General features: G+C 58.7%; 21 protein-coding genes. 9 read left to right on the top strand and 12 right to left on the bottom strand.

Annotated features, from left to right (window positions below; all coding sequences use genetic code 11):
- Positions 1 to 465 precede the first annotated feature (465 nt).
- The 3 genes from tssI to ACA069_RS28255 are packed head-to-tail and all read left to right on the top strand — an operon-like array spanning position 466 to position 5,573.
- The gene (tssI, locus tag ACA069_RS28245; RefSeq protein ID WP_497618323.1) at positions 466 to 3,822 is read left to right on the top strand and encodes a type VI secretion system tip protein TssI/VgrG; all 3,357 of its coding nucleotides are present in this window, start codon (positions 466 to 468) and stop codon (positions 3,820 to 3,822) included.
- Positions 3,815 to 4,483 carry a DUF2931 family protein gene (locus ACA069_RS28250; RefSeq protein WP_497615639.1) on the top strand — a complete coding sequence of 223 codons (669 nt, stop codon included), beginning with the start codon at positions 3,815 to 3,817 and terminating at the stop codon, positions 4,481 to 4,483. The genes tssI and ACA069_RS28250 overlap by 8 nt, the downstream gene beginning before the upstream one ends.
- 13 nt (positions 4,484 to 4,496) lie before the next feature.
- Positions 4,497 to 5,573: a hypothetical protein gene (locus ACA069_RS28255; RefSeq protein ID WP_187677308.1), complete on the top strand. Its 1,077-nt coding sequence runs from the start codon at positions 4,497 to 4,499 to the stop codon at positions 5,571 to 5,573.
- 96 nt (positions 5,574 to 5,669) lie between these two features.
- Here ACA069_RS28255 and ACA069_RS28260 read toward each other — a convergent pair whose 3' ends face one another.
- From ACA069_RS28260 to ACA069_RS28270, 3 genes are all read right to left on the bottom strand, one after another.
- A complete protein-coding gene (locus ACA069_RS28260; protein WP_003213368.1) occupies positions 5,670 to 5,945 on the bottom strand; it encodes an HU family DNA-binding protein in 276 nt (91 codons plus the stop codon).
- A gap of 190 nt (positions 5,946 to 6,135) precedes the next feature.
- Positions 6,136 to 7,284 carry an NAD(P)/FAD-dependent oxidoreductase gene (locus ACA069_RS28265; RefSeq protein WP_497615640.1) on the bottom strand — a complete coding sequence of 383 codons (1,149 nt, stop codon included), beginning with the start codon at positions 7,282 to 7,284 and terminating at the stop codon, positions 6,136 to 6,138.
- Between the two features lie 20 nt (positions 7,285 to 7,304).
- Complete coding sequence (locus ACA069_RS28270; RefSeq protein WP_003437744.1) at positions 7,305 to 7,472, bottom strand: rubredoxin; 168 nt, start codon at positions 7,470 to 7,472, stop codon at positions 7,305 to 7,307.
- A 200-nt stretch (positions 7,473 to 7,672) separates the two neighbouring features.
- Here ACA069_RS28270 and ACA069_RS28275 point away from each other — a divergent pair, with 200 nt between their 5' ends.
- Together ACA069_RS28275 and ubiA are read left to right on the top strand one after the other, a co-directional pair.
- The gene (locus ACA069_RS28275) at positions 7,673 to 8,233 is read left to right on the top strand and encodes a chorismate--pyruvate lyase family protein (RefSeq protein ID WP_497615641.1); all 561 of its coding nucleotides are present in this window, start codon (positions 7,673 to 7,675) and stop codon (positions 8,231 to 8,233) included.
- Positions 8,233 to 9,123, top strand: a complete 891-nt coding sequence (gene ubiA / locus ACA069_RS28280) for a 4-hydroxybenzoate octaprenyltransferase (RefSeq protein ID WP_497615642.1) — start codon at positions 8,233 to 8,235, stop codon at positions 9,121 to 9,123. The genes ACA069_RS28275 and ubiA overlap by 1 nt, the downstream gene beginning before the upstream one ends.
- Before the next feature lie 50 nt (positions 9,124 to 9,173).
- Here the strand turns inward: ubiA and ACA069_RS28285 are convergent, their stop codons facing one another.
- Positions 9,174 to 9,560: a COG4315 family predicted lipoprotein gene (locus ACA069_RS28285; RefSeq protein WP_497615643.1), complete on the bottom strand. Its 387-nt coding sequence runs from the start codon at positions 9,558 to 9,560 to the stop codon at positions 9,174 to 9,176.
- A 151-nt stretch (positions 9,561 to 9,711) separates the two neighbouring features.
- Here ACA069_RS28285 and phoB point away from each other — a divergent pair, with 151 nt between their 5' ends.
- The 3 genes from phoB to ACA069_RS28300 all read left to right on the top strand — a co-directional run bounded on the left by phoB (position 9,712) and on the right by ACA069_RS28300 (position 13,226).
- Positions 9,712 to 10,401, top strand: coding sequence for a phosphate regulon transcriptional regulator PhoB (gene phoB, locus ACA069_RS28290; protein ID WP_007896474.1), 690 nt, complete (start codon positions 9,712 to 9,714; stop codon positions 10,399 to 10,401).
- A gap of 74 nt (positions 10,402 to 10,475) precedes the next feature.
- Entirely contained in the window at positions 10,476 to 11,762 is a 1,287-nt protein-coding gene (gene phoR, locus ACA069_RS28295) for a phosphate regulon sensor histidine kinase PhoR (protein ID WP_222944015.1), read from the top strand.
- Between the two features lie 123 nt (positions 11,763 to 11,885).
- A complete protein-coding gene (locus ACA069_RS28300; RefSeq protein ID WP_150593411.1) occupies positions 11,886 to 13,226 on the top strand; it encodes a hemolysin family protein in 1,341 nt (446 codons plus the stop codon).
- A 186-nt stretch (positions 13,227 to 13,412) separates the two neighbouring features.
- Here the strand turns inward: ACA069_RS28300 and ACA069_RS28305 are convergent, their stop codons facing one another.
- From ACA069_RS28305 to ACA069_RS28340, 8 genes are all read right to left on the bottom strand, one after another.
- Positions 13,413 to 14,309: a peptidoglycan DD-metalloendopeptidase family protein gene (locus ACA069_RS28305; protein WP_497615644.1), complete on the bottom strand. Its 897-nt coding sequence runs from the start codon at positions 14,307 to 14,309 to the stop codon at positions 13,413 to 13,415.
- A gap of 127 nt (positions 14,310 to 14,436) precedes the next feature.
- The gene (locus ACA069_RS28310) at positions 14,437 to 15,393 is read right to left on the bottom strand and encodes a response regulator (RefSeq protein WP_305440530.1); all 957 of its coding nucleotides are present in this window, start codon (positions 15,391 to 15,393) and stop codon (positions 14,437 to 14,439) included.
- 166 nt (positions 15,394 to 15,559) lie between these two features.
- Entirely contained in the window at positions 15,560 to 16,321 is a 762-nt protein-coding gene (gene phoU, locus ACA069_RS28315; protein WP_007954334.1) for a phosphate signaling complex protein PhoU, read from the bottom strand.
- 72 nt (positions 16,322 to 16,393) lie between these two features.
- Positions 16,394 to 17,227 carry a phosphate ABC transporter ATP-binding protein PstB gene (pstB, locus tag ACA069_RS28320; RefSeq protein ID WP_187677153.1) on the bottom strand — a complete coding sequence of 278 codons (834 nt, stop codon included), beginning with the start codon at positions 17,225 to 17,227 and terminating at the stop codon, positions 16,394 to 16,396.
- A 132-nt stretch (positions 17,228 to 17,359) separates the two neighbouring features.
- Positions 17,360 to 19,030 carry a phosphate ABC transporter permease PstA gene (gene pstA, locus ACA069_RS28325; protein WP_497615645.1) on the bottom strand — a complete coding sequence of 557 codons (1,671 nt, stop codon included), beginning with the start codon at positions 19,028 to 19,030 and terminating at the stop codon, positions 17,360 to 17,362.
- Positions 19,031 to 19,046: 16 nt separating this feature from the next.
- Positions 19,047 to 21,080 carry an ABC transporter permease subunit gene (locus ACA069_RS28330; protein ID WP_497618325.1) on the bottom strand — a complete coding sequence of 678 codons (2,034 nt, stop codon included), beginning with the start codon at positions 21,078 to 21,080 and terminating at the stop codon, positions 19,047 to 19,049.
- 422 nt (positions 21,081 to 21,502) lie between these two features.
- Positions 21,503 to 22,501, bottom strand: coding sequence for a phosphate ABC transporter substrate-binding protein PstS (locus ACA069_RS28335; RefSeq protein WP_095137738.1), 999 nt, complete (start codon positions 22,499 to 22,501; stop codon positions 21,503 to 21,505).
- A 233-nt stretch (positions 22,502 to 22,734) separates the two neighbouring features.
- Complete coding sequence (locus ACA069_RS28340; RefSeq protein WP_187677155.1) at positions 22,735 to 24,033, bottom strand: MFS transporter; 1,299 nt, start codon at positions 24,031 to 24,033, stop codon at positions 22,735 to 22,737.
- 375 nt (positions 24,034 to 24,408) lie between these two features.
- Here ACA069_RS28340 and ACA069_RS28345 point away from each other — a divergent pair, with 375 nt between their 5' ends.
- Complete coding sequence (locus ACA069_RS28345; RefSeq protein ID WP_003229628.1) at positions 24,409 to 24,813, top strand: acyl-CoA thioesterase; 405 nt, start codon at positions 24,409 to 24,411, stop codon at positions 24,811 to 24,813.
- The last annotated feature ends 26 nt before the right edge of the window (positions 24,814 to 24,839 follow it).

Genomic DNA, 24,839 nt, shown 5'->3' on the forward strand with positions numbered 1-24,839 from the left:
TTGAACCGCGCCTGCCAAACCGTTGATCCAGAGCATCCGGCGGAACCAGAACGCTTTTTCTCGAAAGCTCGTCCCATTGCACGGCGGCAATCATGACAAGACTTGAAAAAAATAAAAGTAGGATTCTTCCGAAAATTCACTGCCTTCTATTATCAAATTACCCGCGACAACAGCCACCAATAAAAGTGCCATCAATTTGATGGCATTTCATACTTTTGAAACTTCTTGAAGCCCGAAGTACTGGATGTTGATGCTAACTCAATAATTATCGAGGTGGAGTCCTACAGTCTTTTCCTGCAATCCGTGCAACTCGTTTCAACCAAGAATGCCCTTACAAATGTCAGAGATACTTCCTACATCAATTTATTTCCTGCGCAGCTAGCGTGCCTTGGCAAACTTTCTCGCGTGGCTGATCACGGACGATCAGACGCCACGCTTCGAATCATTCTGCTTAAGGACAAGCGCATGGTCAGTTTGAGCAATTGCGCATTATTTACTCTGCAAATCCCCGCTGTTCGCCACGATTTCAAAGTGCTTTCCTTCAACGGCACCGAAGCCATGAGTCAGCTTTACTCCATCCGAATCGAACTGGTCAGCGAGCGACCCGGGATCGATTTGGAGAGCCTGCTCAGTCTCCCGGCGTTTCTGCAGTTCGGCTTGAATAACGAAGGCATTCACGGACGCATTGAAGATGTGATGGCAGCCGAGTCTGGAAAACGCCTGACTCGCTATGAGCTGACGCTTGTCCCAGCGCTGTATTACTTGCAGTTCAGTCACGATCAGCGAATCTTTCAGCAACGCACGGTGCCACAGATCATCGCGCAGGTGCTCAAGGGACATGGCATTCAGGCCGATGCATTTAACTTCCATGTCAGCTCCAGCGTGCCACGCGAATACTGCGTCCAGTACGCGGAAAATGATCTGGAATTCATCCAAAGGTTATGCGCCGAGGACGGTATCGCCTGGCATCATCAGCACTCGGCGGATGGGCATCTGCTGGTGTTCACCGATGATCAGGTATTCCTGCCCAGACTTCGCGCAACACCCTATCAGCAAGATTCCGGCATGGCCACGGAACATCCGGTAGTCAGCCGGTTCAGCGTTCGGACCAGCACCCGGACCAGTACGACCACCCGCCGCGACTATGACCTCAAGCGTCCGAGCCTGTTGCTCGAAAGCCGCTTCAGCGCCGAGTTCACTCCGGTGCTGGAGGACTATCGTTACCCCTTGGTGCTGGATAATGAAAAGCACGCCAAGCAACTTGCCCGTCAGGCGCTGGAACGGCATCGCAGCGACTATGAACGGGGCGAAGGTAAAAGCGATCAGCCGAACCTGCGCTGCGGCCACCTGTTCGATCTGACCGAGCACACACGCCAACAGTGCAACGACTTGTGGCTGTTGCTCAGCGTGTCCCACCTCGGCCGACAGCCACAAGTGCTCGAAGAATCGGTCACCAGTGACGCCAAAGCCACCGATGGTTTTACCCAAGGCTATCGAAATACCTTCAGCGCGATTCCCGCCGAAGTGATTTACCGCCCACCGCTGCCCCCACGTCGACCACTGCTGGTGGCCCAGACCGCGCGAGTCACCGGGCCAGCGAGCGAAGAGATCTATTGCGACGAATTCGGGCGCGTGAAAATTGAGTTTCCGTGGGATCGCGCTGAGCTGGACAATGAGCGCAGCAGTTGCTGGGTACGCGTGGCGACGGGTTGGGCCGGAGATCATTTCGGTACGGTGACCCTCCCACGCATCGGCATGGAAGTCGTGGTGACCTTTCTGGAGGGCGATCCGGATAAACCACTGATCACCGGCTGCGTCGCCAACAAAGTCACGCAGCCGCCCTACGCCTTGCCCGAGCACAAAACCAGAACCGTACTGCGCAGCCACAGTTCGCCCAATACAGGCGGCTACAACGAACTGGCGATCGAAGATCGCGCCGGGCAAGAGTTGATCTACTTGCGCGCGCAACGCGACATGGTTCAGGAAATCGGCAACAGCCTTCAACTGGAAGTCGACAACGAACGCCGCGAAACCATCAACGGCAACAGCCACACACGTGTCGGCAAGATCCTCGACATTGAAGCCGGCCAGCAGGTGCACCTCAAGGCCGGTTCCAGCGTCGTACTGGATGCCGGCGCCAGCATCACGCTGAAAGCCGGCGGCCATCACCTCGTGATTGATGCTGGCGGTATTTTCAGCAGCGTCGAAATTGAAACGGGCCGCAAGCCAGCCGACAGCGGTGACAGTCATTTGCTACTGCCTGGGCTGGAGGGCGCATTACCCGTTTCCTCCTCGGCGCCGGCACAAGCACTTATCGAGGAAGAACTCGAAGAAGAGGAGGAGGAAGTCGATCTGGAGGATGAAACGCCGGGTGGCATTACTTTGCGGATCGGCGTGTTTTTCGATGGAACCGGGAACAACAAGGCCAACAGCGAGACGGTCGCCGCGTGCTACGCCCCGGACGCCAATCTCGCAGAAGCGGCTGCAGAGATCCAGCAGCACTGCGCCACCTACGGTTACGACGGGAACGGAAGTTCGCCGGACAACAGTTATGGGAATGATGTAAGCAATATTGTGCGGCTGTATGAGCTGTATGCGGACCACTCCTTCGAAACACTGCCGGAGACAACGAGAAACGCCTCTTTGCGCGTGTACATCGAAGGTATTGGCACAACAACTGACGCAGGTGACTCACTTTACGCACAAGCGACAGGCCGAGGTGAGACTGGCGTATCAGCTCGTGTGGAGCAGAGCCCTGAAAAAATTATCGGTCAAGTGCGCTCACTGATCGATAAGAATCCCAATCTACTTATAGAAAAGATCGAGTTCGATATTTTCGGCTTCAGTCGAGGTGCCGCCGCGGCTCGACACTTTGCAAATGAGGTTCTCAAAGGCGAGCGCAGTATTCTCGCAGATGCGCTTCCAGCAGGTTCTCCGGCACTCTCCAGCACCTTTGACTGGCGCCCGCAATCGAGCATCAGCATCAATTTCATTGGTCTGTTTGACACCGTTGCGGCAATCGCCAACCCATGGCTGTTCGATTTTACTGGCGCTAACAGCAGAAACTCCGGACTCGATTTAAAGCTGCCTGATGGTTGCGCCAACAAAGTAGTCCATCTGGTTGCGCGGGATGAATATCGCGAGAACTTTGCACTCAACAGCCTGGGCGACATCGATCTGGTTTTACCCGGCGCTCACTCGGATCTGGGCGGCGGCTACTTGCCCAGAGCCAAGGAAAAACTTCTGCTGAGCAACCCGATCACCAGCACTATCAGCCGAGACAAGGACGCGACCCGCAGTGCAGCCTATGTTGCTGCCGAGAAAGAAGCATTTGCCTGGTATGCAAAAGGCGTCATCGAAGAGGACGTCCCAGGCAGTCAATTGCGCGTGGCATTTTGGGAAAGAGCCGTGACTCAATCAACAGCAAATGGCAGATCCAGCCCGGATCCCCAAAAGCGGGTTTACGCGGCGGCCAGCATCGAGCGGCCAGTACATGGCGAGCTGTCACTGGTGTATCTGCGCATCATGCGTGAGCTTGCGGTCAGACATGGGGTGCCATTCGAAGAGATTGACGAGAATGAGCCAAGACTGTCCCTTCCTCCGGAATTGATCACGATCCACGCCAAGCTTGAAGCTTATGCGCTTGGGAAATCATCTGTCGAAGCGCTGACTATCAAAGAAAGGGCTTTGTTACGTAGCCGCTATATACATCTTTCCGCTCACTGGAATGCAGCCAAGGGCTTGAACAGCAGCGACTTGAATATTGTTTTCATCAACCGACCAGCCAAGAACAACCAACGAGTGGTGCACCCCCATGAATGACTTCACTCGACCTATCAGGAAAACAATGTACTTCCTTCTAGGCATATTATTGGCCGGCTGCGGACTAGACGTCTCCCAAGCTGCGGACAAGCTCCCATGGTTCCTTGGCTTTGGAGCACCGGACTACATGGAGGTCTGGATTGAAACCGCCGATGTGGTGGATATTCGAGAGCGAGTATTCCGACGTGCCGGAGCCGGGATTGCTTCGGTAAGAGCTCCCGCTGATAACAAAGGCACGCCCGCAGGGTGGCCAGAAAACCCCGGAAGTGGCGCAGGGCGAGATATCACCGGCGCCGACCTGCCCCGCTTGATCTATGTACGATGGCAATCCCTGGCCGAACCTCAAACCTATGAGGCTTACATCACCATTTCCGAATCGGCTCGGGAAATCATGCGTAAGCCGGAAAAAGCTTTCTGCAGGGCTGATGGAAAATGGATCACCGATTACCGCAATGACATTGGTATCGGCCTGGCACCCGGAGGCATAGCAAAGGTCTGGCTGGGCGGCCCCTGCTTTAAGGCGGTCGAAATTGCCCGCGTCCAAGGAATAATCAATCCCAAAGGCCCCTACGAGAGCAAATCCGGCGGTAAACATCGGCCTCTAACTGACGTATCTAAAGCCTACATCGAAAAATTCGGCATTCCCTTCGGGAGCTGGTAAGGAGCATTACCTCATGGAATTGAAACCGCTGTTGTTCGCAGCGCTGATGTGGCCTCCCGTTACCCACGCATCCACAGACAACCCGCCACTGGACGGTCATTACTACCTGTCTGGCGCCATGGAAATGGCCGCCGAGTTGCTGTTGCGTAAGGACGGCACCTTTTCTGCTGGTATCGCCTACGGATCGGCTGGCGGTGTTGCCAAGGGAAACTGGTATGTCGAGGAAAACACTCTCATGCTGGAGCAAGAGCCTGCTGCCCAACCAGCAAAGAAGCTTTCCTACAATCTTTCACGCGAGAGAACTCTGATCGAACTCAAGGAATATGCCGAAAAAGAAAAAAATGAGTTGGCTAAAGAGAGCTACGTTTTAGAGCTACGGTACGATCACCAACCTCCGCCGCCGCCCCTAAAGCCCGTGATGGTCAGTCTCGAGTTCAATTCAGGTCCACCGGGTCAATTGCTCTTGAACTCGAATCAACAAACAGATCTCTGGTTTCCTTACGATCATCAGAGAACTCTGAAAAAAATTGGCTTTGGCACAGATCATAATCGTGGAACCTATCAATGGTTCGATGTCGCGGGGGATAGCCGAGCCTTCAACATTGGCTGGAAGAAACGAAAAAATCAGCCCTTAACGTTCGAACAACCAATCGGATTTGATCTGGCGACCACCAGCCGTTATCTGGCTCCAGAAGAGCGAGAACGAGTTGACCATAACTATTGGTTGACGTTTTATCACTTCGATCCGGTCTCACCACCCGCGATCCGTCCAGTGGAAGTTCATTGGCAATTCGAAGACGGTTCGACATTGAAGGAGGTTTGGACAGACTCGCAGCAAAACACGCTGACACTGCCGTTTTCCCCAAATAAAGCATTGGCGAAAATCGGCTTACATACACAAAATTCTCCTGATGAAATCGAGTGGTTCACCGTCATGCCGGAAACTCGATGGGCGACGCTGGACTGGCAAGCCTATCCTGACCCTGCCAACGGCGATCTTTCTGTGTTGTTCAAAGATCTGCAACTGGCGATCGAGCCAAACTGCCTGGCCGTAGACTTTGGCAACGGCAAAGCCTGCTTCCGCAAATAACCTGACATACATCCATAAAAAATGGGCACCCGACCGCAATCGGTATGCCCATTTTTTCATTGCGCTTCTCCCCGTTATTCAGGGAGTTCGCCGCAATTACGGATTAACGCTGTCTTTCAACGATTTGCCTGGCTTGAACGCAACGGTGTTGCTGGCCTTGATTTTCACCGGTTCACCGGTTTGCGGGTTTTTGCCGGTGCGGGCGCCGCGGTGGCGTTGCAGGAAGGTGCCGAAGCCCACCAGCGTGACGCTGTCCTTGCGGTGCAGAGCGCCGGTGATTTCTTCGAGAACGGCGTTGAGCACGCGGTTGGCCTGTTCTTTGGTCAGATCTGCTTTTTCAGCGATTGCAGCGGCGAGTTCTGGTTTACGCATTAGTGAAGCCCCTTTGACGGTTTTTTGTTGTTATGTCCGTGCTGTTCTCGTTGGAACAGCGCCCAAGGCGCCGCAGGCTCTACTCTGCGGCAGACGGGAGTGAGGATGGCACGCGGATACCGGCGGCGCCAGTCTCCCCGCGACCTTTGTAGGGGCAAAAGCGGGGTGATTCCGACAGAACGACCGGTATTTACGCCAGCAGGGCCGGAAGCTGTTTGTTCAGGGCGAGTTTTTCCATGACGGCCGCGCCAGTCAGGGCATATCCGAGCAACTGACCATCGGTGCCATGACACAGCGCCTTGATGTCGGCGCCCTGCCCTTCGACTGTCCAGAGACCTTCGCTGCCCCGCGGCGGTGGCGAAACCACCAGCGGGCACACCGGGGTTTTAACAGTGATCGGCATCGGGCCGTAGCTCACCGCTGTCGGGTTCCCCGCCAACGTTTGGGCAAGCGCTCGCGCACAGCTCATCAGGGGCATCACGTACAGCAAATTCAGCCCGTCGACCTCGGCGCAATCGCCCAGGGCGTAGATGTTGGCGTGGGAGGTCTTCAGATGGCGATCGACCACGACGCCGCGATTGACCTGCACGCCGGCAGCCGCCGCCAGATCGATGCGTGGGCGCAGGCCGATAGCCGAGACCACCACGTCGCACGCAATGACCTGACCGTCGGACAAATGCGCTTCCAGGCCGTCGGCGACCTTGTGCAGACGGGTCAGCACCGGGCCGAGGTGGAATTTTGCGCCGAGGCTTTCCAGCCCGGACTGCACCGCTGCTGCGGCCGCTGGATGCAGCAACATCGGCATGACCTGCTCGCACGGCGCGACCAGTTGCACTTCGTAGCCACCGAGGATCAAGTCGTTGGCGAATTCACAACCAATTAGCCCGGCGCCGAGCAGCAGCACACGACGCTTGCCGGCCGCTGCGATGCGAAAGCGTGCGTAGTCTTCAAGATCGTTGATCGGGAACACCAGATCCGCGCCATCGCCTTCAATCGGCACACGCACGGTTTCCGCGCCCCAGGCGAGGATCAGGTCGCGGTAGTACACCGCTTCTTCGCCGATCCACAGGCGCTTGTGGCCGGCATCGATGCCGCTGATGCGCGTATGGGTGCGCACTTCGGCCTTCAACTGCTCGGCCATGGCGCCCGGTTCGGCCATGCTCAGGCCATCGGCGTCCTTGTTCTTGCCGAAACCGGTGGAAAGCATTGGCTTGGAGTAAGAGCGGCCGTCATCGGCGGTAATCAGCAGCAGCGGGGTTTCGCTATCGAGCTTGCGAAACTCCCGGGCCAGGTTATAGCCCGCAAGCCCGGTGCCGATGATTACGACAGGTGCGTTCATGCCTTACTCCTTGAGTTTGCTCAGTTGATTTCGATCATTTCGAAGTCCATCTTGCCGACGCCGCAGTCCGGGCATAGCCAGTCTTCCGGCACGTCCTGCCACAGGGTGCCCGGTGCGATGCCGTCATCCGGCCAGCCGTCGGCTTCGTTATAGATCAGGCCGCAGACGATGCATTGCCACTTTTTCATTCAGGTACTTCCTCAGGTTTCAGGCTTTTGTCGGCGCGAACGGTCGATGGGTGGTGCTCTGCCATCCGGCTCAGCGCGTTTTGTACTGATGGTGCCGGGCAGATGCAAGCCTGTTCGGCGCAACGGCTTCCCGGATCAATCAATCTCGCGGCCCGCCATGGTAAGCTCGCCGCCTCATTTGCGGCCAATAATGACTCATTGTGCAACATTCAAATGCCTGCCCGGCCCCGCTCTGGCTGACTCAAAGCCGACTGACGCCCCTCCCCGATTCGTCGACCCTCGACTGGTTGTTCGACGAAGGTTCCCTGACTCGCCGCCTGACTCGTCTATCCAACGATGGCTTCAGCGTCACGCCGCTGTTCGAAGGCTGGGACACGTTGCGCACGGACGAATGCGCCGCGCTGGATCTGGCCGAAGGCAGTGAAGGCTGGGTGCGTGAGGTGTATTTGCGTGGCCATGGCGAGGCCTGGGTGTTCGCCCGCAGCGTGGCCTCGCGCAGCGCCTTGCAGGGCGACGGTTTGCACATGGATGAGTTGGGTAGCCGCTCGCTGGGTGAACTGCTGTTTTGCGATCATGCCTTCCAGCGCCGCGCCATCGAAGTCTGTCACTACCCCGAAGACTGGCTGCCGCAAGCCTCTCGCGCCCCTGAGCTGTGGGGCCGTCGTTCGCGTTTCGACCGAGGCGCACTGAGCGTACTGGTCGCCGAAATCTTCCTGCCGAGCCTGTGGCACGCCGCCCGCGCCCATCCGGAGAACTGCTGATGTACCAGAGCCTGCTCAAGTCCTTCAACCGCTTGAACCCACGCGCCTGGGACTTCATTCAGTTGACCCGCATGGACAAGCCGATCGGCATTTACCTGTTGCTATGGCCGACCTTGTGGGCCTTGTGGATTGCTGGCAAAGGTTCGCCGTCGCTGGCCAACGTGGTGATTTTTGTCCTCGGCGTGGTATTGACCCGCGCCGGTGGCTGCGTGATCAACGACTGGGCCGATCGCAAGGTCGACGGCCACGTCAAACGCACCGCGCAACGGCCGCTGGCCAGCGGCAAGATCAGCTCGAAAGAGGCGCTGGTGTTCTTCGCCATCCTGATGGGCGTGAGCTTCCTGCTGGTGCTGTGCACCAACGCGCCGACGATCTGGCTGTCGTTGGGCGGCCTGGCGCTGGCGTTCACCTATCCGTTCATGAAGCGCTACACCTATTACCCGCAAGTGGTGCTGGGCGCGGCGTTTTCCTGGGGCATGCCGATGGCGTTCACCGCCGAGACCGGCGAAGTGCCCGCCGCTGCGTGGTTGCTGTGGATCGCCAACCTGCTGTGGACGGTGGGTTACGACACCTATTATGCGATGACTGATCGTGATGACGATTTGAAGATTGGCGTGAAATCCACGGCGATTCTGTTCGGCGAGGCTGATCGGGTGATCATTTTGACCTTACAGGCGCTGTCGCTGGGCTGTCTGTTACTGGCGGGGTCGAATTTCGAACTGGGGATCTGGTTCCATCTCGGTCTGCTGGTGGCCGCCGGTTGTTACGCGTGGGAGTTCTGGTACACCCGCAGCAAGGACCGGATGCGTTGCTTCCAGGCGTTTTTGCACAACCACTGGGCCGGGTTGGCGATTTTTGTGGGGATTGTGCTGGATTACGCGTTGCGCTAATCCGCAAAACTTGTGGGAGCGAATTTGCTCGCTCCCACAGGGAATCGCAGTTATTTCTGCGACATATGCACGACGTGCCACATGTCTTTCATCATGTCGCCTTTCTTTTCTCCAGGTTTTTCATCCTTCACGAACGTGTACAGCGGCTTGCCGTCGTAGGCGTACTGCATCATGCCGTCATCGCGCTTGATGACACTCCATTTGCCCTCAGCCTTGGCATCTGCCGGCGCCATCATCGGTGGCCAGTTTTTCGCGCATTCACCGGTGCACATCGACTTGCCGTCAGCGTCTTTGTCGAACGTATAAACGGTCATGCCTTTGTGATCGACCATCATGCCGTCTTTCATCATGGCGGGTTCCGCCGCCATCGCCAGTCCGGGCAGTGTCAGGGCGGCGGCAAGCAGCAAACCTTTGAAGCAAGCAGTCATCTGAGTCATGGAAACCTTCTTTTGTGGTTGTCAGGATTCGGACTTAAAGCTTAGTTCAGGATCCCTCCCACCGCCGGGCGACTAAAATACTGTCACACGACTGCAATAATTCCGTTATCTAATGCGGCGCAAGACAGTTAAATGACAAGAGGATTAAGGCATGGTTGGCAGGAGCATTCTGATCGTCGACGACGAAGCGCCCATTCGCGAAATGATCGCCGTTGCGTTGGAGATGGCCGGCTATGACTGCCTCGAGGCGGAGAACTCGCAGCAGGCGCACGCCATCATCGTCGACCGCAAACCGGACCTGATCCTGCTCGACTGGATGCTGCCCGGCACCTCCGGCATCGAGCTGGCCCGCCGCTTGAAGCGTGATGAGCTGACCGGAGACATCCCGATCATCATGCTCACCGCCAAGGGCGAAGAGGACAACAAGATCCAGGGCCTGGAAGTCGGCGCCGACGACTACATCACCAAACCGTTTTCCCCGCGTGAACTGGTTGCACGCCTCAAAGCCGTGCTGCGCCGCGCCGGTCCGACCGATGGCGAAGCGCCGATCGAAGTCGGTGGCCTGCTGCTCGACCCGATCAGCCACCGCGTGACCATCGACGGCAAGCCTGCCGAAATGGGCCCGACCGAATACCGTCTGCTGCAATTCTTCATGACCCACCAAGAACGCGCCTACACCCGTGGCCAGTTGCTGGATCAGGTCTGGGGTGGCAACGTCTACGTTGAAGAGCGCACCGTCGACGTGCACATCCGACGCCTGCGCAAGGCTCTCGGCGACGCCTACGAAAATCTGGTACAAACCGTGCGCGGCACTGGCTACCGGTTTTCCACCAAGGCCTGACCCGACCGCCAGACTCGCTGACAAGGACTGTAATTTCCGTGAATCAAAACTGGCATGGCACCCTGATTCGCCACATGCTGCTGCTGGTCACCGCCTGTCTGGTGATCGGCCTGATCACCGGCTATTACGGCTGGAGCCTCGCGGCGGGCCTGGGTATTTACCTGGCCTGGACGCTCAAGCAATTGCTGCGTTTGCACGAATGGCTGCGCCTACACCAACCCGATGAAGCTCCGCCCGATGGCTATGGCCTGTGGGGCGAAGTGTTCGACAGCATCTATCACCTGCAACGCCGCGACCAACGGGTGCGCGGGCGCCTGCAAGCGGTGATCGACCGAGTGCAGGAATCCACCGCAGCGCTGAAAGACGCGGTGATCATGCTCGACAGCGACGGCAATCTGGAATGGTGGAACCGCGCCGCCGAAACCCTGCTCGGCCTCAAGACCCCGCAAGACAGCGGCCAACCGGTGACCAACCTGGTACGGCATCCGCGCTTCAAGGAATACTTCGAGCAGGACAGCTACGCCGAGCCGCTGGAAATCCCCTCGCCAACCAACGATCGAGTTCGCATTCAGCTGTACCTGACCCGCTACGGCAACAATGAACACTTGATGCTGGTGCGCGACGTCACCCGCATTCATCAGTTGGAACAGATGCGCAAAGACTTCATCGCCAACGTCTCCCACGAACTGCGCACGCCGCTGACGGTGATCTGCGGCTATCTGGAAACTCTGCTCGACAACGTCGAGGAAGTGAACCCGCGCTGGAGCCGCGCCTTGCAGCAGATGCAGCAACAGGGCGGACGCATGCAGACGCTGCTCAATGACTTGCTGCTGCTGGCTAAGCTGGAAGCCACCGATTATCCATCCGACAACCAACCGATACAGATCGACACGCTGTTGCAATCGATCACGAGCGACGCGCAGCAATTGTCCGGGTCGAAAAACCAACGCATCACTCTTGAAGCCGACGCCAGCCTGTTGCTCAAGGGCAGCGAGGCGGAACTGCGCAGTGCGTTCTCCAATCTGGTGTTCAATGCGGTGAAGTACACCCCGGCCGAGGGCAATATCCGCATTCGCTGGTGGGGTGACGCACATGGCGCGCACCTGAGCGTGCAGGATTCGGGAATCGGCATCGACAGCAAACACCTGCCGCGCCTGACCGAACGCTTCTACCGCGTCGACTCCAGCCGCAACTCCAACACCGGAGGCACCGGCCTAGGCCTGGCCATCGTCAAACACGTCTTGTTGCGCCACCGCGCACGCATGGAAATCAGCAGCGTGCCCGGTCATGGCAGCACGTTCACCTGCCATTTCGCCCCGGCTCAGGTGGCTCAGGCACGGGCGATCAGCGCAGCCGAGTGATACCGGCCGGCACGCGCCACTAGGCAATCGCCCAGTCAGCCGCTACATTGGCGGACTTGCGCCTGCCTTTCAGGCGCGACTTCTTCTCTCTTACGAATCACACGGAACCCGCAAAACTCCATCATGGACCCTTCCCCTGGCTTGTCCCTCGCTACAATTTTCGCCGATTTCGGCATGATCCTTTTTGCTCTGATCCTGGTTTTGCTCAACGGCTTTTTCGTTGCGGCGGAATTCGCCATGGTCAAACTGCGCTCGACCCGGGTCGAGGCCATCGCTGACAAGAACGGCTGGCGCGGGCACATCCTGCGCACCGTGCACAGTCAGCTCGATGCGTACCTCTCGGCGTGCCAGCTCGGCATCACCCTCGCCTCTCTTGGTCTGGGCTGGGTTGGTGAACCGGCGTTTGCGCACATTCTCGAGCCATTGCTGGAAAGCGTTGGCGTGCAGTCGCCCGAAGTGATCAAAGGCGTGTCGTTCTTCGCTGCGTTCTTCGTGATTTCGTACCTGCACATCGTCGTCGGCGAGCTGGCACCCAAGTCATGGGCGATCCGCAAACCCGAGTTGCTGTCGCTGTGGACGGCGGTGCCGCTGTACCTGTTCTATTGGGCGATGTACCCGGCGATTTACCTGCTCAACGCCAGCGCCAACGCCATTTTGCGTATCGCAGGCCAAGGTGAACCCGGCCCGCACCACGAACACCATTACAGCCGCGAAGAACTGAAACTGATCCTGCACTCCAGCCGTGGCCAGGACCCGAGCGACCAAGGCATGCGCGTATTGGCCTCGGCGGTGGAAATGGGTGAACTGGAAGTGGTCGACTGGGCCAACTCCCGGGAAGACCTGATCACTCTGGAATTCAACGCACCGCTGAAAGAAATCCTGGCGATGTTCCGTCGCCACAAGTTCAGCCGTTATCCGGTGTACGACAGCGAACGTCAGGAGTTCGTCGGCCTGCTGCACATCAAGGATCTGCTGCTGGAACTGGCGGCGCTGGATCACATTCCCGAATCGTTCAACCTGGCTGAACTGACCCGTCCGCTGGAGCGCGTGTCGCGACACATGCCGCTGTCGCAGTTGCTGGAGCAGTTCCGCAAGGGCGGTTCGCACTTCGCCGTGGTCGAGGAGGCTGACGGCAACATCATCGGCTACCTGACCATGGAAGACGTGCTGGAAGTGCTGGTCGGCGACATTCAGGACGAACACCGCAAGGCTGAACGCGGGATCCTCGCCTATCAACCGGGCAAGCTACTGGTGCGTGGCGACACGCCGTTGTTCAAGGTTGAACGCCTGCTGGGTATCGACCTTGACCACATCGAAGCCGAAACCCTCGCCGGGCTGGTCTACGAAACCCTGAAACGGGTGCCGGAAGAGGAAGAAGTGCTGGAAGTCGAAGGCCTGCGGATCATCATCAAGAAGATGAAAGGGCCGAAGATTGTGCTGGCCAAGGTGTTGATGCTGGATTGATGGGTGTTTTGGGGGACGCTTCTGTGGTGAGGGGATTTATCCCCGATGGGTCGCGGAGCGGCCCTGTAATCTGCAATCGCGTAACTCCTGACTCAATGCCTTCAATGATTTAGGGACGGCTGCGCCGTCCATCGGGGATAAATCCCCTCACCACAAAAGCCCCTCCACAGCGGCCCCCTAACGGTTCTACTGCTTGCCCAACGCAAAGTTGGGCAACGCCCCCAGCGGCTGGTTGAACTGATACGGAATCGATACCAGCCCCAACCCGGTATTGCGCTGCACCACAAAGTGCAGGTGCGGGCCGCTGCTGTTGCCGGTGTTGCCCGACAGCGCCAACGGGCTGCCCACCACCACCCGCTGCCCTTCGCGCACGCTCACCGACCCTTGCTTGAGATGCAGGTACACGCCCATCGTGCCGTCATCGTGCAGCACCCGCACGAAATTGCCGGAGGGGTCGGTGCCGCGTCCGCTCTGCGAATTCTCGGTTTTCACCACAACCCCTGCCCGCGCGGCAATGATCGGCGTGCCAACCGGCATGGCGATGTCCATCGCATATTTGTTCTTCGGCCCGTAATGGCTGTATTGGCCCTCGGCGCCCTGACTCAAGCGGAACGGCCCGCCACGCCATGGCAGTGGATAGCGATAGCCCTGAGCCTTTCCGGCAGGGTCACCCAGGGCGTAATGAAACTGCGGCGTATACACCAGCGGTTTGCCGCCGGTAATCGCCTTCAGCAACGCTAACCGCGTATTGCTGCGTGCCGGCAACACCCGGCGGATGGTTTGAGCCGGTGCGCCACGTACATTGCTCATCTCGGTAAACGCCAGTGCCACCTCAACCGGCGCATACAGATCGTTGCGCACGAACACCACGTCGACGCCCTTCTGCTTTTTGATGTCGAGATAGACCTGCCGCTCGAGGCGTTCGACCATCCGATCCTGAAAGACGAACACCTGCGAGCCTTTGCTCGGACGGTCGCTGTACGAGACCACGCCGTTGGCATCGGTGGATTTGTAAATGGTCATGGCCACAGTCGAGGTGGAGGCCATGAAAAGACCACAGAAAAACAGCAGGCGCGCGAGCATGGCAAAGGTTCTGTCGAAGTAAGGCCTGGAAGAGAGCCTAGCAGGTGAAGCAGACCAGGCTAGTCGACAGATGTTTCAAATGATCGTCCCCACGCTCTGCGTGGGAACGATCAGCGTAAAGCTGTGATCAAGCGCCGGGAACGAAGTGCTTCTGCGCCGTGCCGCGGGCGATCAGGCGGGAGATGTAGTCGAGCTTCTGTGCGTCCTGGTCGACGAAACGGAAGGTCAGTTGCAGCCAGTCGCTGTCGGCTTTCTGCTCAAAGGCGACGATGGCGTGCAGATAACCGTTGAGGCGGGCGATTTCGGCGTTGTCGCCCTGCTCCAGGTCGAGCACGGCGCTGTCGAGGATCTGCGGCAGGGTGTCGGTGCGCTTCACCACCAACAGCGCTTCCTTGATGCTCAGGGCCTTGATCACACACTGCTGATTGCCGCTTGGCAGGCGCAACTGGCCTTGACCACGACCACCTGCAGGCGCTGCCGAGGCAGCTGGCGCTTTGACTGGCGGGCTGTTGAGCAAGCCACGAGACGGCGCAGCGGCTGGTGTCGGCGCGACAACAGCCGGCTTGGCGAACGGGTTGACCGCAGCGGCCGCCGGAGCACCACCGACCACGGCAGGCTTGCCGCCGGTCAGCGCGCTCAGGGAGTCATTGCCGAATGCCGAGTTCATCTTGGTCGGCGCGCTGTTCATCAAGGTGTCGAGCTTGCCGACCTTGTTCAGCGCCTGCTTGACCTTGGTCAGCAGTTGCTCGTTGGTGAACGGCTTGCTGACGTAGCCGGAAACGCCGGCCTGAATCGCCTGCACCACGTTTTCCTTGTCGCCACGGCTGGTGACCATCACGAATGGCATGGTCTTGAGATTGTCTTGCTCGCGGCACCAGGTCAGCAGTTCGAGGCCGGACATTTCCGGCATTTCCCAGTCGCACAGAACCAGGTCGAACGCTTCCTTGGCCAGCATGGCCTGAGCCTTTTTACCGTTGACGGCGTCCTCGGTGCGGATCCCCGGGAAGTAATTACGCAGGCACTTTTTCACCAGGTCACGAATGAACGAAGCATCGTCCACGACCAACACACTGATCTTGCTCATCCAACACCCCTATAAAAATCCCGGCAAGCATACCGCTTTGCTGATGGCACATTGCCAACAATCTTCAGTCACGCCGGGACTTTTCGTTCGCGGGTGCTGCTTTTTAATTCGAAAGCCCCTAACAAAAACGCCCGGCCAAAGGGCCGGGCGCTTTTCTCAGGCAATCTTACTTATCGTCAGCATCGCCCGGAACATTAGCGGTTTCGCCGCTTGTGCCTTCAACTTCTTCCTTCATGCGCTTGAGGCCCATGTGGCGAACGTCAGTGCCGCGCACCAGATAGATCACCAGTTCCGAGATATTGCGCGCGTGGTCGCCGATGCGCTCCAGCGAACGCAGCACCCAGATAATGCTCAAGACCCGCGAGATAGAGCGCGGGTCTTCCATCATGTAGGTGGCCAGCTCACGCAGGGCGGTCTTGTATTCGCGGTCGATGATCTTGTCGTACTGCGCCACCGACAAGGCCAGATCGGCGTCGAAACGGGCAAACGCGTCCAGCGCATCGCGAACCATGTTGCGCACCTGGTCGCCGATGTGGCGAACCTCGACGTAACCGCGCGGCGCTTCGCCTTCTTCACACAACTGAATGGCACGACGGGCGATTTTGGTCGCTTCGTCGCCGATGCGCTCAAGGTCGATCACCGACTTGGAGATGCTGATGATCAGCCGCAGATCAGACGCCGCCGGCTGACGACGGGCCAGAATGCGCAGGCATTCTTCGTCGATGTTGCGTTCCATCTGATTGATCTGGTCGTCGATCTCGCGCACCTGCTGAGCCAGACCGGAGTCGGCTTCGATCAGAGCGGTCACCGCGTCGTTGACCTGCTTCTCCACCAGCCCGCCCATGGCCAGGAGGTGGCTGCGCACTTCCTCAAGCTCGGCGTTGAACTGCGCGGAGATGTGATGGGTAAGGCCTTCTTTACTAATCATGTTGGCGTCCTTGGAGCGTCCGGTAAGGTGCGGTGGGCCGCAGCATCAAATTCTGTGAATAACCCGCAACTGTTAGCCGTAGCGACCAGTGATGTAGTCTTCGGTCTGCTTCTTCGCCGGATTGGTGAACAGGGTATCGGTGTCGCCGAATTCCACCAGTTTGCCCATATACATGAACGCCGTGTAGTCGGACACCCGCGCCGCCTGCTGCATGTTGTGGGTCACGATAACGATGGTGAACTTGGATTTCAGCTCGTAGATCAGCTCTTCAACCTTCAGGGTCGAGATCGGGTCGAGGGCCGAGCACGGTTCGTCGAGCAGCAGCACTTCCGGCTCAACCGCGATGGTGCGGGCGATCACCAGACGCTGCTGCTGACCACCGGACAGACCGAGAGCCGACTCGTGCAGACGGTCTTTGACTTCGTCCCACAGTGCCGCGCCTTTCAACGCCCACTCAACGGCTTCGTCGAGGATGCGCTTCTTGTTGATGCCCTGAATGCGCAGACCGTAAACCACGTTTTCGTAGATGGTTTTCGGGAACGGGTTGGGCTTCTGGAACACCATGCCGACGCGACGACGCAGTTCAGCAACGTCTTCGCCTTTGCGATAGATGTTGTTGCCGTACAGGTTGATCGCGCCTTCGACGCGGCAGCCGTCAACCAGATCGTTCATACGGTTGAAGGTACGCAGCAGTGTGGACTTGCCGCAGCCGGACGGGCCGATGAAGGCAGTCACGCGCTGTTTCGGGATGTTCAGGCTGACGTCGTACAGCGCTTGTTTATCGCCGTAGAACAGGTTCAGGCCCGGGACTTCAATGGCCACGGTTTCCTGTTCAAGATTCAGGCTCTGCTTGTCGCGGCCCAAGGCAGACATGTTGATGCCGTGGCTATGTGTTTCGTGCTGCATGGGAGGCTCCCTGTGCTAACAAATTCGGTTCGGTTTTTTGTAGGAGTGAGCCTGCTCGCGATTCAGGCGCTGCGGTTTTTCTATTAAACCGCGGTGTTGCCATCGCGAGCAGGCTCACTCCTACATAAGAAATCAGCTATCGAGCGCTTTGTACTTCTCGCGCAGATGGTTACGGATATAAACGGCCGACAGGTTCAGTGTCGCAATCACCAGCACCAGCAACAGCGCCGTGGCGTACACCAGCGGGCGTGCGGCTTCGACGTTCGGGCTCTGGAACCCGACGTCATAAATGTGGAAGCCCAAGTGCATGATCTTCTGGTCCAGGTGCAGGTACGGATAGTTGCCATCCACCGGCAGCGACGGCGCCAGTTTCACCACACCCACCAGCATCAGCGGCGCCACTTCACCGGCGGCACGGGCCACGGCGAGGATCATGCCGGTCATCATGGCCGGGCTGGCCATCGGGATCACAATCTTCCACAAGGTTTCAGCCTTGGTCGCGCCGAGGGCCAACGAGCCTTCACGCACGGTGCGAGGAATCCGCGCCAAACCTTCTTCGGTGGCCACGATCACCACCGGCACCGCCAGCAGCGCCAGGGTCAACGAAGCCCAGAGCAGGCCCGGCGTACCAAAGGTCGGTGCCGGCAGTGCTTCGGGGAAGAACAAGCGGTCGACCGAACCACCCAACACATACACAAAGAAGCCCAGACCAAACACGCCGTAAACGATCGCCGGAACGCCCGCCAGGTTGTTCACCGCGATACGGATGATCCGCGTCAGGGTGTTCTGCTTGGCGTATTCACGCAGGTACACCGCCGCCAGTACGCCGAACGGGGTAACGATCATCGCCATGATCAGGGTCATCATCACGGTGCCGAAAATCGCCGGGAAGATCCCGCCTTCGGTGTTGGCTTCACGCGGATCGTCGGAGAGGAATTCCCAGATCTTGCTGAAGTAGAAACCGACCTTGGTGAAGGTGCTCATGGCGTTCGGCTGGTAAGCGTGAACCACTTTGCCCAGACCGATTTCGATCTCTTTACCGTTGGCATCGCGAGCCGTCAGCGCATCGCGGTTGAACTGCGCATGCAGATCGGCCAGACGCGCTTCGATGTCCTGATAACGGGCGTTCAGTTCGGCGCGCTCGGATTCCATGTCCGCTTGCGCGGTGGCGTCGAGCTTGCCTTCCAGTTCCAGCTTGCGACCGTGCAGACGGATGCGTTCCAGCCCTGCGTTGATCGCGCCGATATCGACTTTTTCCATCGACTTGAGCTGCGCGGCGAGGCCGTTCACACGGTTGATCCGCGCTTGCAGCTCTGGCCATGCGGCTTCGCCTTCGGCGATGACCTTGCCGTCCTGTTTGACGTTGACCAGGTAGCCGTAGAAGTTGCCCCACTCGCGACGCTCCAGCGCCATCAGCTCTGGCGGCGTCTTCTGGTTGGTCAGCCACTCGCCGACGATCCAGGTGAAGTCGTTGCCGTTCAGGTCACGGTTGCCGACCTTGATCAGCTCGCGGGTCATGAATTCCGGGCCTTCGTCCGGCACTGGCAAACCAGCGCTTTTGAGGCGGGCACGGGGCACTTCTTCCTTCTGTACCACTTCGCCGACCACGAGGTGCTGGGCCTGGCCCGGTACGTCGTAGCTGGCGTGGATCAGATCCGCCGGCCAGAAGTGACCCAGACCGCGCACGGCAATCACCGCCAGCAGGCCAATGGTCATGATGACCGCGATGGACACCGCGCCACCGCTGATCCAGACGCCCGGGGCGCCGCTCTTGAACCATCCTTTCAGGGAGTTCTGTTTCACAGACTTCTACCTTTGCTTAAAGCGACGAGTATTTCTTGCGCAGACGCTGACGAATCAGTTCTGCCAGGGTGTTCATGACGAAGGTGAACATCAGCAGCACCAGCGCCGAGAGGAACAGCACGCGGTAGTGGCTGCCGCCGACTTCCGACTCCGGCATTTCCACCGCGACGTTGGCGGCCAGGGTGCGCAGGCCTTCGAACAGGTTCATTTCCATGACCGGGGTGTTACCGGTGGCCATCAGCACGATCATGGTTTCACCGACCGCACGGCCCATGCCGATCATCAGCGCCGAGAAGATGCCCGGGCTGGCGGTCAGGATCACCACACGCGTCATGGTCTGCCACGGTGTGGCACCGAGGGCCAGCGAACCGAGGGTCAGGCCACGCGGCACGCTGAACACGGCGTCTTCGGCAATCGAATAGATGTTCGGGATCACCGCAAAACCCATGGCCAGACCGACCACCAGAGCGTTGCGCTGGTCGTAGGTGATGCCCAGGTCGTGGGAGATCCACATGCGCATGTCGCCGCCGAAGAACCAGTTCTCCATGTACGGGCTCATGTACAGCGACAGCCAGCCCACAAACAGGATCACTGGAATCAGCAGCGCACTTTCCCAGCCATCCGGGACTCTCAGGCGGATCGACTCAGGCAGACGGCTGAAGGCGAAACCGGCGACCAGAATGCCGATCGGCAGCAGCATCAGCAGGCTGAAGATGCCCGGCAGATGCCCTTCGACATACGGCGCGAGGAACAGACCGGCGAAGAAACCGAGGATCACCGTCGGCATCGCTTCCATCAGTTCGATCACCGGCTTGACCTTGCGGCGCATGCCCGGGGCCATGAAGTACGCGGTGTAGATCGCAGCGGCAACGGCCAGTGGCGCGGCCAGCAGCATCGCGTAAAACGCAGCTTTCAGGGTGCCGAAGGTCAGTGGCGACAGGCTCAGCTTTGGTTCGAAATCGGTGTTGGCCGCGGTCGATTGCCAGACGTATTTAGGCTCGTCGTAGTTTTCGTACCAGACCTTGCTCCACAGCGCGCTCCAGGAAACTTCCGGGTGCGGGTTGTCGAGCAGCAACGGTTGCAGCTTGCCGCCAGACTCGACGATCACGCGGTTGGCGCGCGGCGACAGACCGAACAGGCCCGGGCCATCGACCACTTGGTCAACCAGCAAAGTACGGTGCGCGGTGCTGTGGAACACGCCGAGCTTGCCGCTGGCATCCAGGGCAACGAAGCCTTTGCGACGCTCTTCGGCGCTGATTTCAACGATCGGCGTGGTGCCCATCTGGAAGGTGCGGATCTGCTTCAGACGCAGCTCACCATCGGTGTCGCGGGCCATGAACCATTGGGCCAGGCCGCCCTTGGAGTCACCGACGATCAGCGAGATACCGCCCACCAGTTGTGTGGTCGCAGTGACTTCGGTATCGGCGTTTTCCAGCAATTTGTAGCGACCGTTGAGGCTCTTGTCGCGCAGGCTGAACACGTCGGCCTGGGCACGACCGTTGACCACATAAAGCCATTGCTGACGCGGGTCGACGAAGATGTTTTTAACCGGCTCAGTCATTTGCGGCAGATCGATACGCTTCTGCTCGTTGGTGACTTCGCCGGTCATCATGTTTTCTTCGCTGGTCAGCGACAGCACATTGAGTTGCGAACCGGTCGAACCCACCAGCATCAGCGTCGTATCGGTGGCGTTGAGGCTGACATGCTCCAGCGCACCGCCCGCTTCGTTCAGCGCGATTGGCGCCTCGCCGTAGGGGTATTCGATGGCCGGGGTGATGGTTTTCTTGCCGTCGGGGTAGCTGACCTTATAAGTGTGACGGAACACCAGCGCCTGACCGTTGGACAGACCCACGGCAACCAGCGGATGACCTGGCTGGTCTTCACCAATGGAGGTCACGGTTGCACCGGCGGGCAGCGGCAGATCGACGCGCTTCAGTTCAGCGCCACTGTCGATATCGAAGAACAATGCCTGGCCCTTGTCGGAAACGCGCATGGCCACCTGATTCTGCTCTTCGAGCGAAATCATCAGCGGCTTGCCGGCGTCCTGCATCCAGGCTGGAGTGATCGAGTCTTTCGCCTCCAGGTCAGCGCCCTGGAACAACGGCGCGACCACGTAGGCGAGGAAGAAGAAGATCAGGGTGATGGCTGCCAGCACCGCCAGACCGCCAACGAGGACGTACCAGCGAGTGAAGCGATCCTTGAGCGCGCGAATGCGGCGCTTGCGTTGCAGCTCAGGCGTATTGAAATCAATGCGCTTGGGAGGATTAGTAGTCATTTGGGAATTGGCCAGATCATTCATGCGCTCACCCTAGCGATCCTGTATGACAGAAAGATGACAGTGCAGTGACGCAGCAAATCCACCGCCAGCGGGGCTGGCAGAGGATCGAAAATTTGAGGTGTGTAAAAGGCCGGTCTGCGGGCAGATCCGGCCTTTCACTTGAGTCCGACGGGGTTCACCCCGGACTCAATTTGTTACTTCTTTACGACTGCAGCGCCTTCTTGCAAGCCCAGGTCAGCCAGTGCTTTGGCAGCGACTTTGGCTGGCAACGGGATGTAACCGTCCTTGACTACAACTTCCTGGCCCTGTTTGGACAGAACCAGCTTCACGAACTCGGCTTCCAGCGGGGCCAGAGGCTTGTTCGGGGCTTTGTTGACGTAAACGTAGAGGAAACGCGACAGCGGGTACTTGCCGTTCAGGGCGTTTTCTTCGGTGTCTTCGATGAAGTCAGTGCTGCCCTTCTTGGCCAGAGGCACGGTCTTCACGCTAGCGGTCTTGTAGCCGATACCCGAGTAACCGATGCCGTTCAGCGAGGAGCTGATCGACTGCACGACCGAAGCCGAACCTGGTTGTTCGTTGACGTTTGGCTTGTAGTCACCTTTGCACAGGGCTTCTTCTTTGAAGTAGCCGTAAGTGCCGGATACCGAGTTACGGCCGAACAGTTGCACTGGCTTGTTGGCCAGGTCACCGGTTACACCCAGCTCACCCCAGGTTTTCACGTCGGCTTTGGCGCCGCACAGACGGGTGGACGAGAAGATCGCGTCAACCTGTTCCATGGTCAGGTGCTGGATCGGGTTGTCCTTGTGTACGAATACAGCCAGGGCATCCACGGCAACCGGGATAGCGGTTGGCTTGTAGCCGTACTTCTGCTCGAAGGCCGCCAGTTCGGTGTCCTTCATCTTGCGGCTCATCGGGCCCAGGTTCGAGGTGCCTTCAGTCAGCGCAGGTGGCGCAGTGGCGGAGCCAGCGGCCTGAATCTGGATGTTTACGTTCGGGTATTCTTTCTTGTAGTTCTCGGCCCACAGGGTCATGAGGTTGGCCAGGGTATCGGAGCCGACGCTGGACAGGTTGCCCGACACACCAGTGGTCTTGGTGTAGCTCGGGATAGCAGGGTCAACAGCGGCAACCGCGTTGGCAGTCGCAACGCCAGCAGCGACAAAAGTCATTGCCGCCATCAAACGCTTCAGTTTCATGCCTTACTCCTAGCAGATAGGGTGTGTTAAGTCGGGGCCAAGTATCAGCAGGCCGTGTGAACACTCTATGGCTGAAATATGACAATTGGATGAAAGGCCAGCATCCAAGGTTTTACTGGATGATTCGTGGTGCCCCCATTCGCGAGCAGGCTCGCTCCCACCGTTTGAAATGCATTCCAATGTGGGAGCGAGCCTGCTCGCGAAATGGCCGTGACTACTGAGGAGATTTCGGATCAGCGACCCTTCTTCCAGAGCCACGCCCCCACCAGAATCCCCATCGCACACAGCACTGCCACGTAGTAGGCCGGGCCCATCGCGCTTTCTTTAAGCAGCAGGCTGACGATCATCGGCGTCAGGCCACCGAAGATTGCGTACGCCACGTTGTAAGAGAACGACAACCCACTGAAACGCACCACCGGCGGGAACGCCTTGACCATCACGTAGGGCACCGCACCAATGGTGCCGACCAGCAAACCGGTCAACGCATACAGCGGGAACAGCCAGTTCGGGTGATCGGCGAGGCTGTGATAGAAGGTCCAGGAGCTGATCAGCAAGCCCAGGCAACCGAACACAAACACCCGGCCGGCGCCAAAGCGATCCGCCAGCGCACCGGAAATGATGCAACCGAAGCTCAGGAACACGATCGCCAGGCTGTTGGATTGCAGCGCGGTGGTCGGCGAGAAGTGGTAAACGGTTTGCAGCACAGTCGGGGTCATCAGAATGACTACGACGATCCCGGCCGACAGCAGCCAGGTCAGCAGCATCGAGATCGCAATCGCCCCGCGATGGTCACGCAGCACCGCGCGCAGCGGCACTTCTTCGGCCAGCGCCTTGCGCAGTTGCAGCTCGGCAAACACCGGGGTTTCGTGCAGCCAGCGGCGCAGGTAAACCGAGAACAGACCGAACACGCCACCGAGCAGGAACGGAATCCGCCAGGCGTAATCCGCAACCTCGGTCGGCGTATAGATGCTGTTGATCGCCGTGGCGACCAGCGAGCCGAGCAGAATTCCGGCGGTCAGGCCGCTGGTCAGGGTGCCGCAGGCGTAGCCCATGTGCTTCTGCGGGACGTGTTCGGAAACGAAGACCCATGCCCCCGGTACTTCACCGCCAATCGCCGCGCCTTGAATCACCCGCATCAGCAGTAAAAGGATCGGCGCCCACATGCCGATCTGCGCATACGTCGGCAGCAGACCCATGATCAGGGTCGGCACGGCCATCATGAAGATGCTCAGGGTGAACATTTTCTTGCGCCCCAGCAGGTCGCCGAAGTGCGCCATGACAATGCCGCCCAGCGGCCGCGCCAGGTAACCGGCGGCAAAGATGCCGAAGGTCTGCATCAGGCGCAGCCACTCAGGCATGTCGGCCGGGAAGAACAACTTGCCGACCACGGTGGCGAAGAATACGAAGATGATGAAATCGTAAAACTCCAGCGCACCGCCCAGAGCCGATAGCGACAGAGTCTTGTAGTCATTGCGGGTCAATGGTCGTGCGGGTTGGTCGGGCTGCGCGAGGCTCGAAGGCGCTGTGGTCATGGCAAGGGCTTCTCTTATAGGCGGATCTGCGACTCCAACAACGCTGGCTGGAGCTTTGGCAGGTTCGGCACCATAGCAAATTGTTCGAAAAAGCACATAGAGGCGCGTATTTGACGGTCAAAATCAGAACCGGGTGGTCGTCGCGGAGTCTACCGACCGATATACTCGCAACCTTGCCCCGGTTTGTAGGGGGTTGCTGTGCGAAAACGTCGTTGGCCCGCCCTTTGAACGGAGCAGCCGGTTTCGCAGAGTTTCCCTTTAGGCGCCTTATGGAAGACGTGACGGACGTAGTATGTTCGGTGCTGAATCGTTTTTCCTGAAGACGGCTACCACCAGCAATACCAACAAGAGTCACGGGTCAGAGGCACCCCCGGCATGATAGAGCTCGAACAAGAAGATCCAATCCCGCAAGGCGACCTGGCCCTGCAAATCACCGCTCTCCCGCGTGAAACCAACGGCTTTGGCGATATTTTCGGCGGCTGGCTGGTGGCACAGATGGATTTGGCCGGCACCGCGATGGCCAGCCGTGTCGCCGGAGGCCGCGTGGCCACCGTCGCTATCGACCGCATGGCGTTCCTGGTTCCGGTCGCCGTTGGCGCGCAATTGTCCTTTTATACCCAGACCCTGGAAATCGGCCGCAGCTCGATCCAGATGATGGTCGAAGTGTGGAGCGACGATCCGTTGTCCAGCGAGTGGCGTAAAGTGACCGAAGCGGTGTTTGTCTTCGTCGCCATCGACGGCAGTGGTCGCACCCGGTCGGTTCCGCCGCGCGCACGCTAAACCTCACGGCCGTTTCACGGTCGATA

Source organism: Pseudomonas sp. LBUM1652, from assembly GCF_059716105.1.

What these genes read in the sequence shown, in the direction of transcription:
- ACA069_RS28330 (WP_497618325.1), bottom strand. Translation starts at nt 21,080, where the DNA reads ATGCAGGACGCCGGCAAGCCGCTGATGATTTCGCTCGAAGAGCAGAAT.
- ACA069_RS28255 (WP_187677308.1), top strand. Translation starts at nt 4,497, where the DNA reads ATGGAATTGAAACCGCTGTTGTTCGCAGCGCTGATGTGGCCTCCCGTT.
- ACA069_RS28345 (WP_003229628.1), top strand. Translation starts at nt 24,409, where the DNA reads ATGATAGAGCTCGAACAAGAAGATCCAATCCCGCAAGGCGACCTGGCC.
- phoB (WP_007896474.1), top strand. Translation starts at nt 9,712, where the DNA reads ATGGTTGGCAGGAGCATTCTGATCGTCGACGACGAAGCGCCCATTCGC.
- ubiA (WP_497615642.1), top strand. Translation starts at nt 8,233, where the DNA reads ATGTACCAGAGCCTGCTCAAGTCCTTCAACCGCTTGAACCCACGCGCC.
- ACA069_RS28265 (WP_497615640.1), bottom strand. Translation starts at nt 7,284, where the DNA reads ATGAACGCACCTGTCGTAATCATCGGCACCGGGCTTGCGGGCTATAAC.
- ACA069_RS28260 (WP_003213368.1), bottom strand. Translation starts at nt 5,945, where the DNA reads ATGCGTAAACCAGAACTCGCCGCTGCAATCGCTGAAAAAGCAGATCTG.
- phoR (WP_222944015.1), top strand. Translation starts at nt 10,476, where the DNA reads ATGCTGCTGCTGGTCACCGCCTGTCTGGTGATCGGCCTGATCACCGGC.
- ACA069_RS28300 (WP_150593411.1), top strand. Translation starts at nt 11,886, where the DNA reads ATGGACCCTTCCCCTGGCTTGTCCCTCGCTACAATTTTCGCCGATTTC.
- ACA069_RS28305 (WP_497615644.1), bottom strand. Translation starts at nt 14,309, where the DNA reads ATGCTCGCGCGCCTGCTGTTTTTCTGTGGTCTTTTCATGGCCTCCACC.
- pstB (WP_187677153.1), bottom strand. Translation starts at nt 17,227, where the DNA reads ATGCAGCACGAAACACATAGCCACGGCATCAACATGTCTGCCTTGGGC.
- tssI (WP_497618323.1), top strand. Translation starts at nt 466, where the DNA reads ATGGTCAGTTTGAGCAATTGCGCATTATTTACTCTGCAAATCCCCGCT.
- ACA069_RS28250 (WP_497615639.1), top strand. Translation starts at nt 3,815, where the DNA reads ATGAATGACTTCACTCGACCTATCAGGAAAACAATGTACTTCCTTCTA.
- ACA069_RS28270 (WP_003437744.1), bottom strand. Translation starts at nt 7,472, where the DNA reads ATGAAAAAGTGGCAATGCATCGTCTGCGGCCTGATCTATAACGAAGCC.
- ACA069_RS28310 (WP_305440530.1), bottom strand. Translation starts at nt 15,393, where the DNA reads ATGAGCAAGATCAGTGTGTTGGTCGTGGACGATGCTTCGTTCATTCGT.
- phoU (WP_007954334.1), bottom strand. Translation starts at nt 16,321, where the DNA reads ATGATTAGTAAAGAAGGCCTTACCCATCACATCTCCGCGCAGTTCAAC.
- ACA069_RS28335 (WP_095137738.1), bottom strand. Translation starts at nt 22,501, where the DNA reads ATGAAACTGAAGCGTTTGATGGCGGCAATGACTTTTGTCGCTGCTGGC.
- ACA069_RS28340 (WP_187677155.1), bottom strand. Translation starts at nt 24,033, where the DNA reads ATGACCACAGCGCCTTCGAGCCTCGCGCAGCCCGACCAACCCGCACGA.
- ACA069_RS28285 (WP_497615643.1), bottom strand. Translation starts at nt 9,560, where the DNA reads ATGACTCAGATGACTGCTTGCTTCAAAGGTTTGCTGCTTGCCGCCGCC.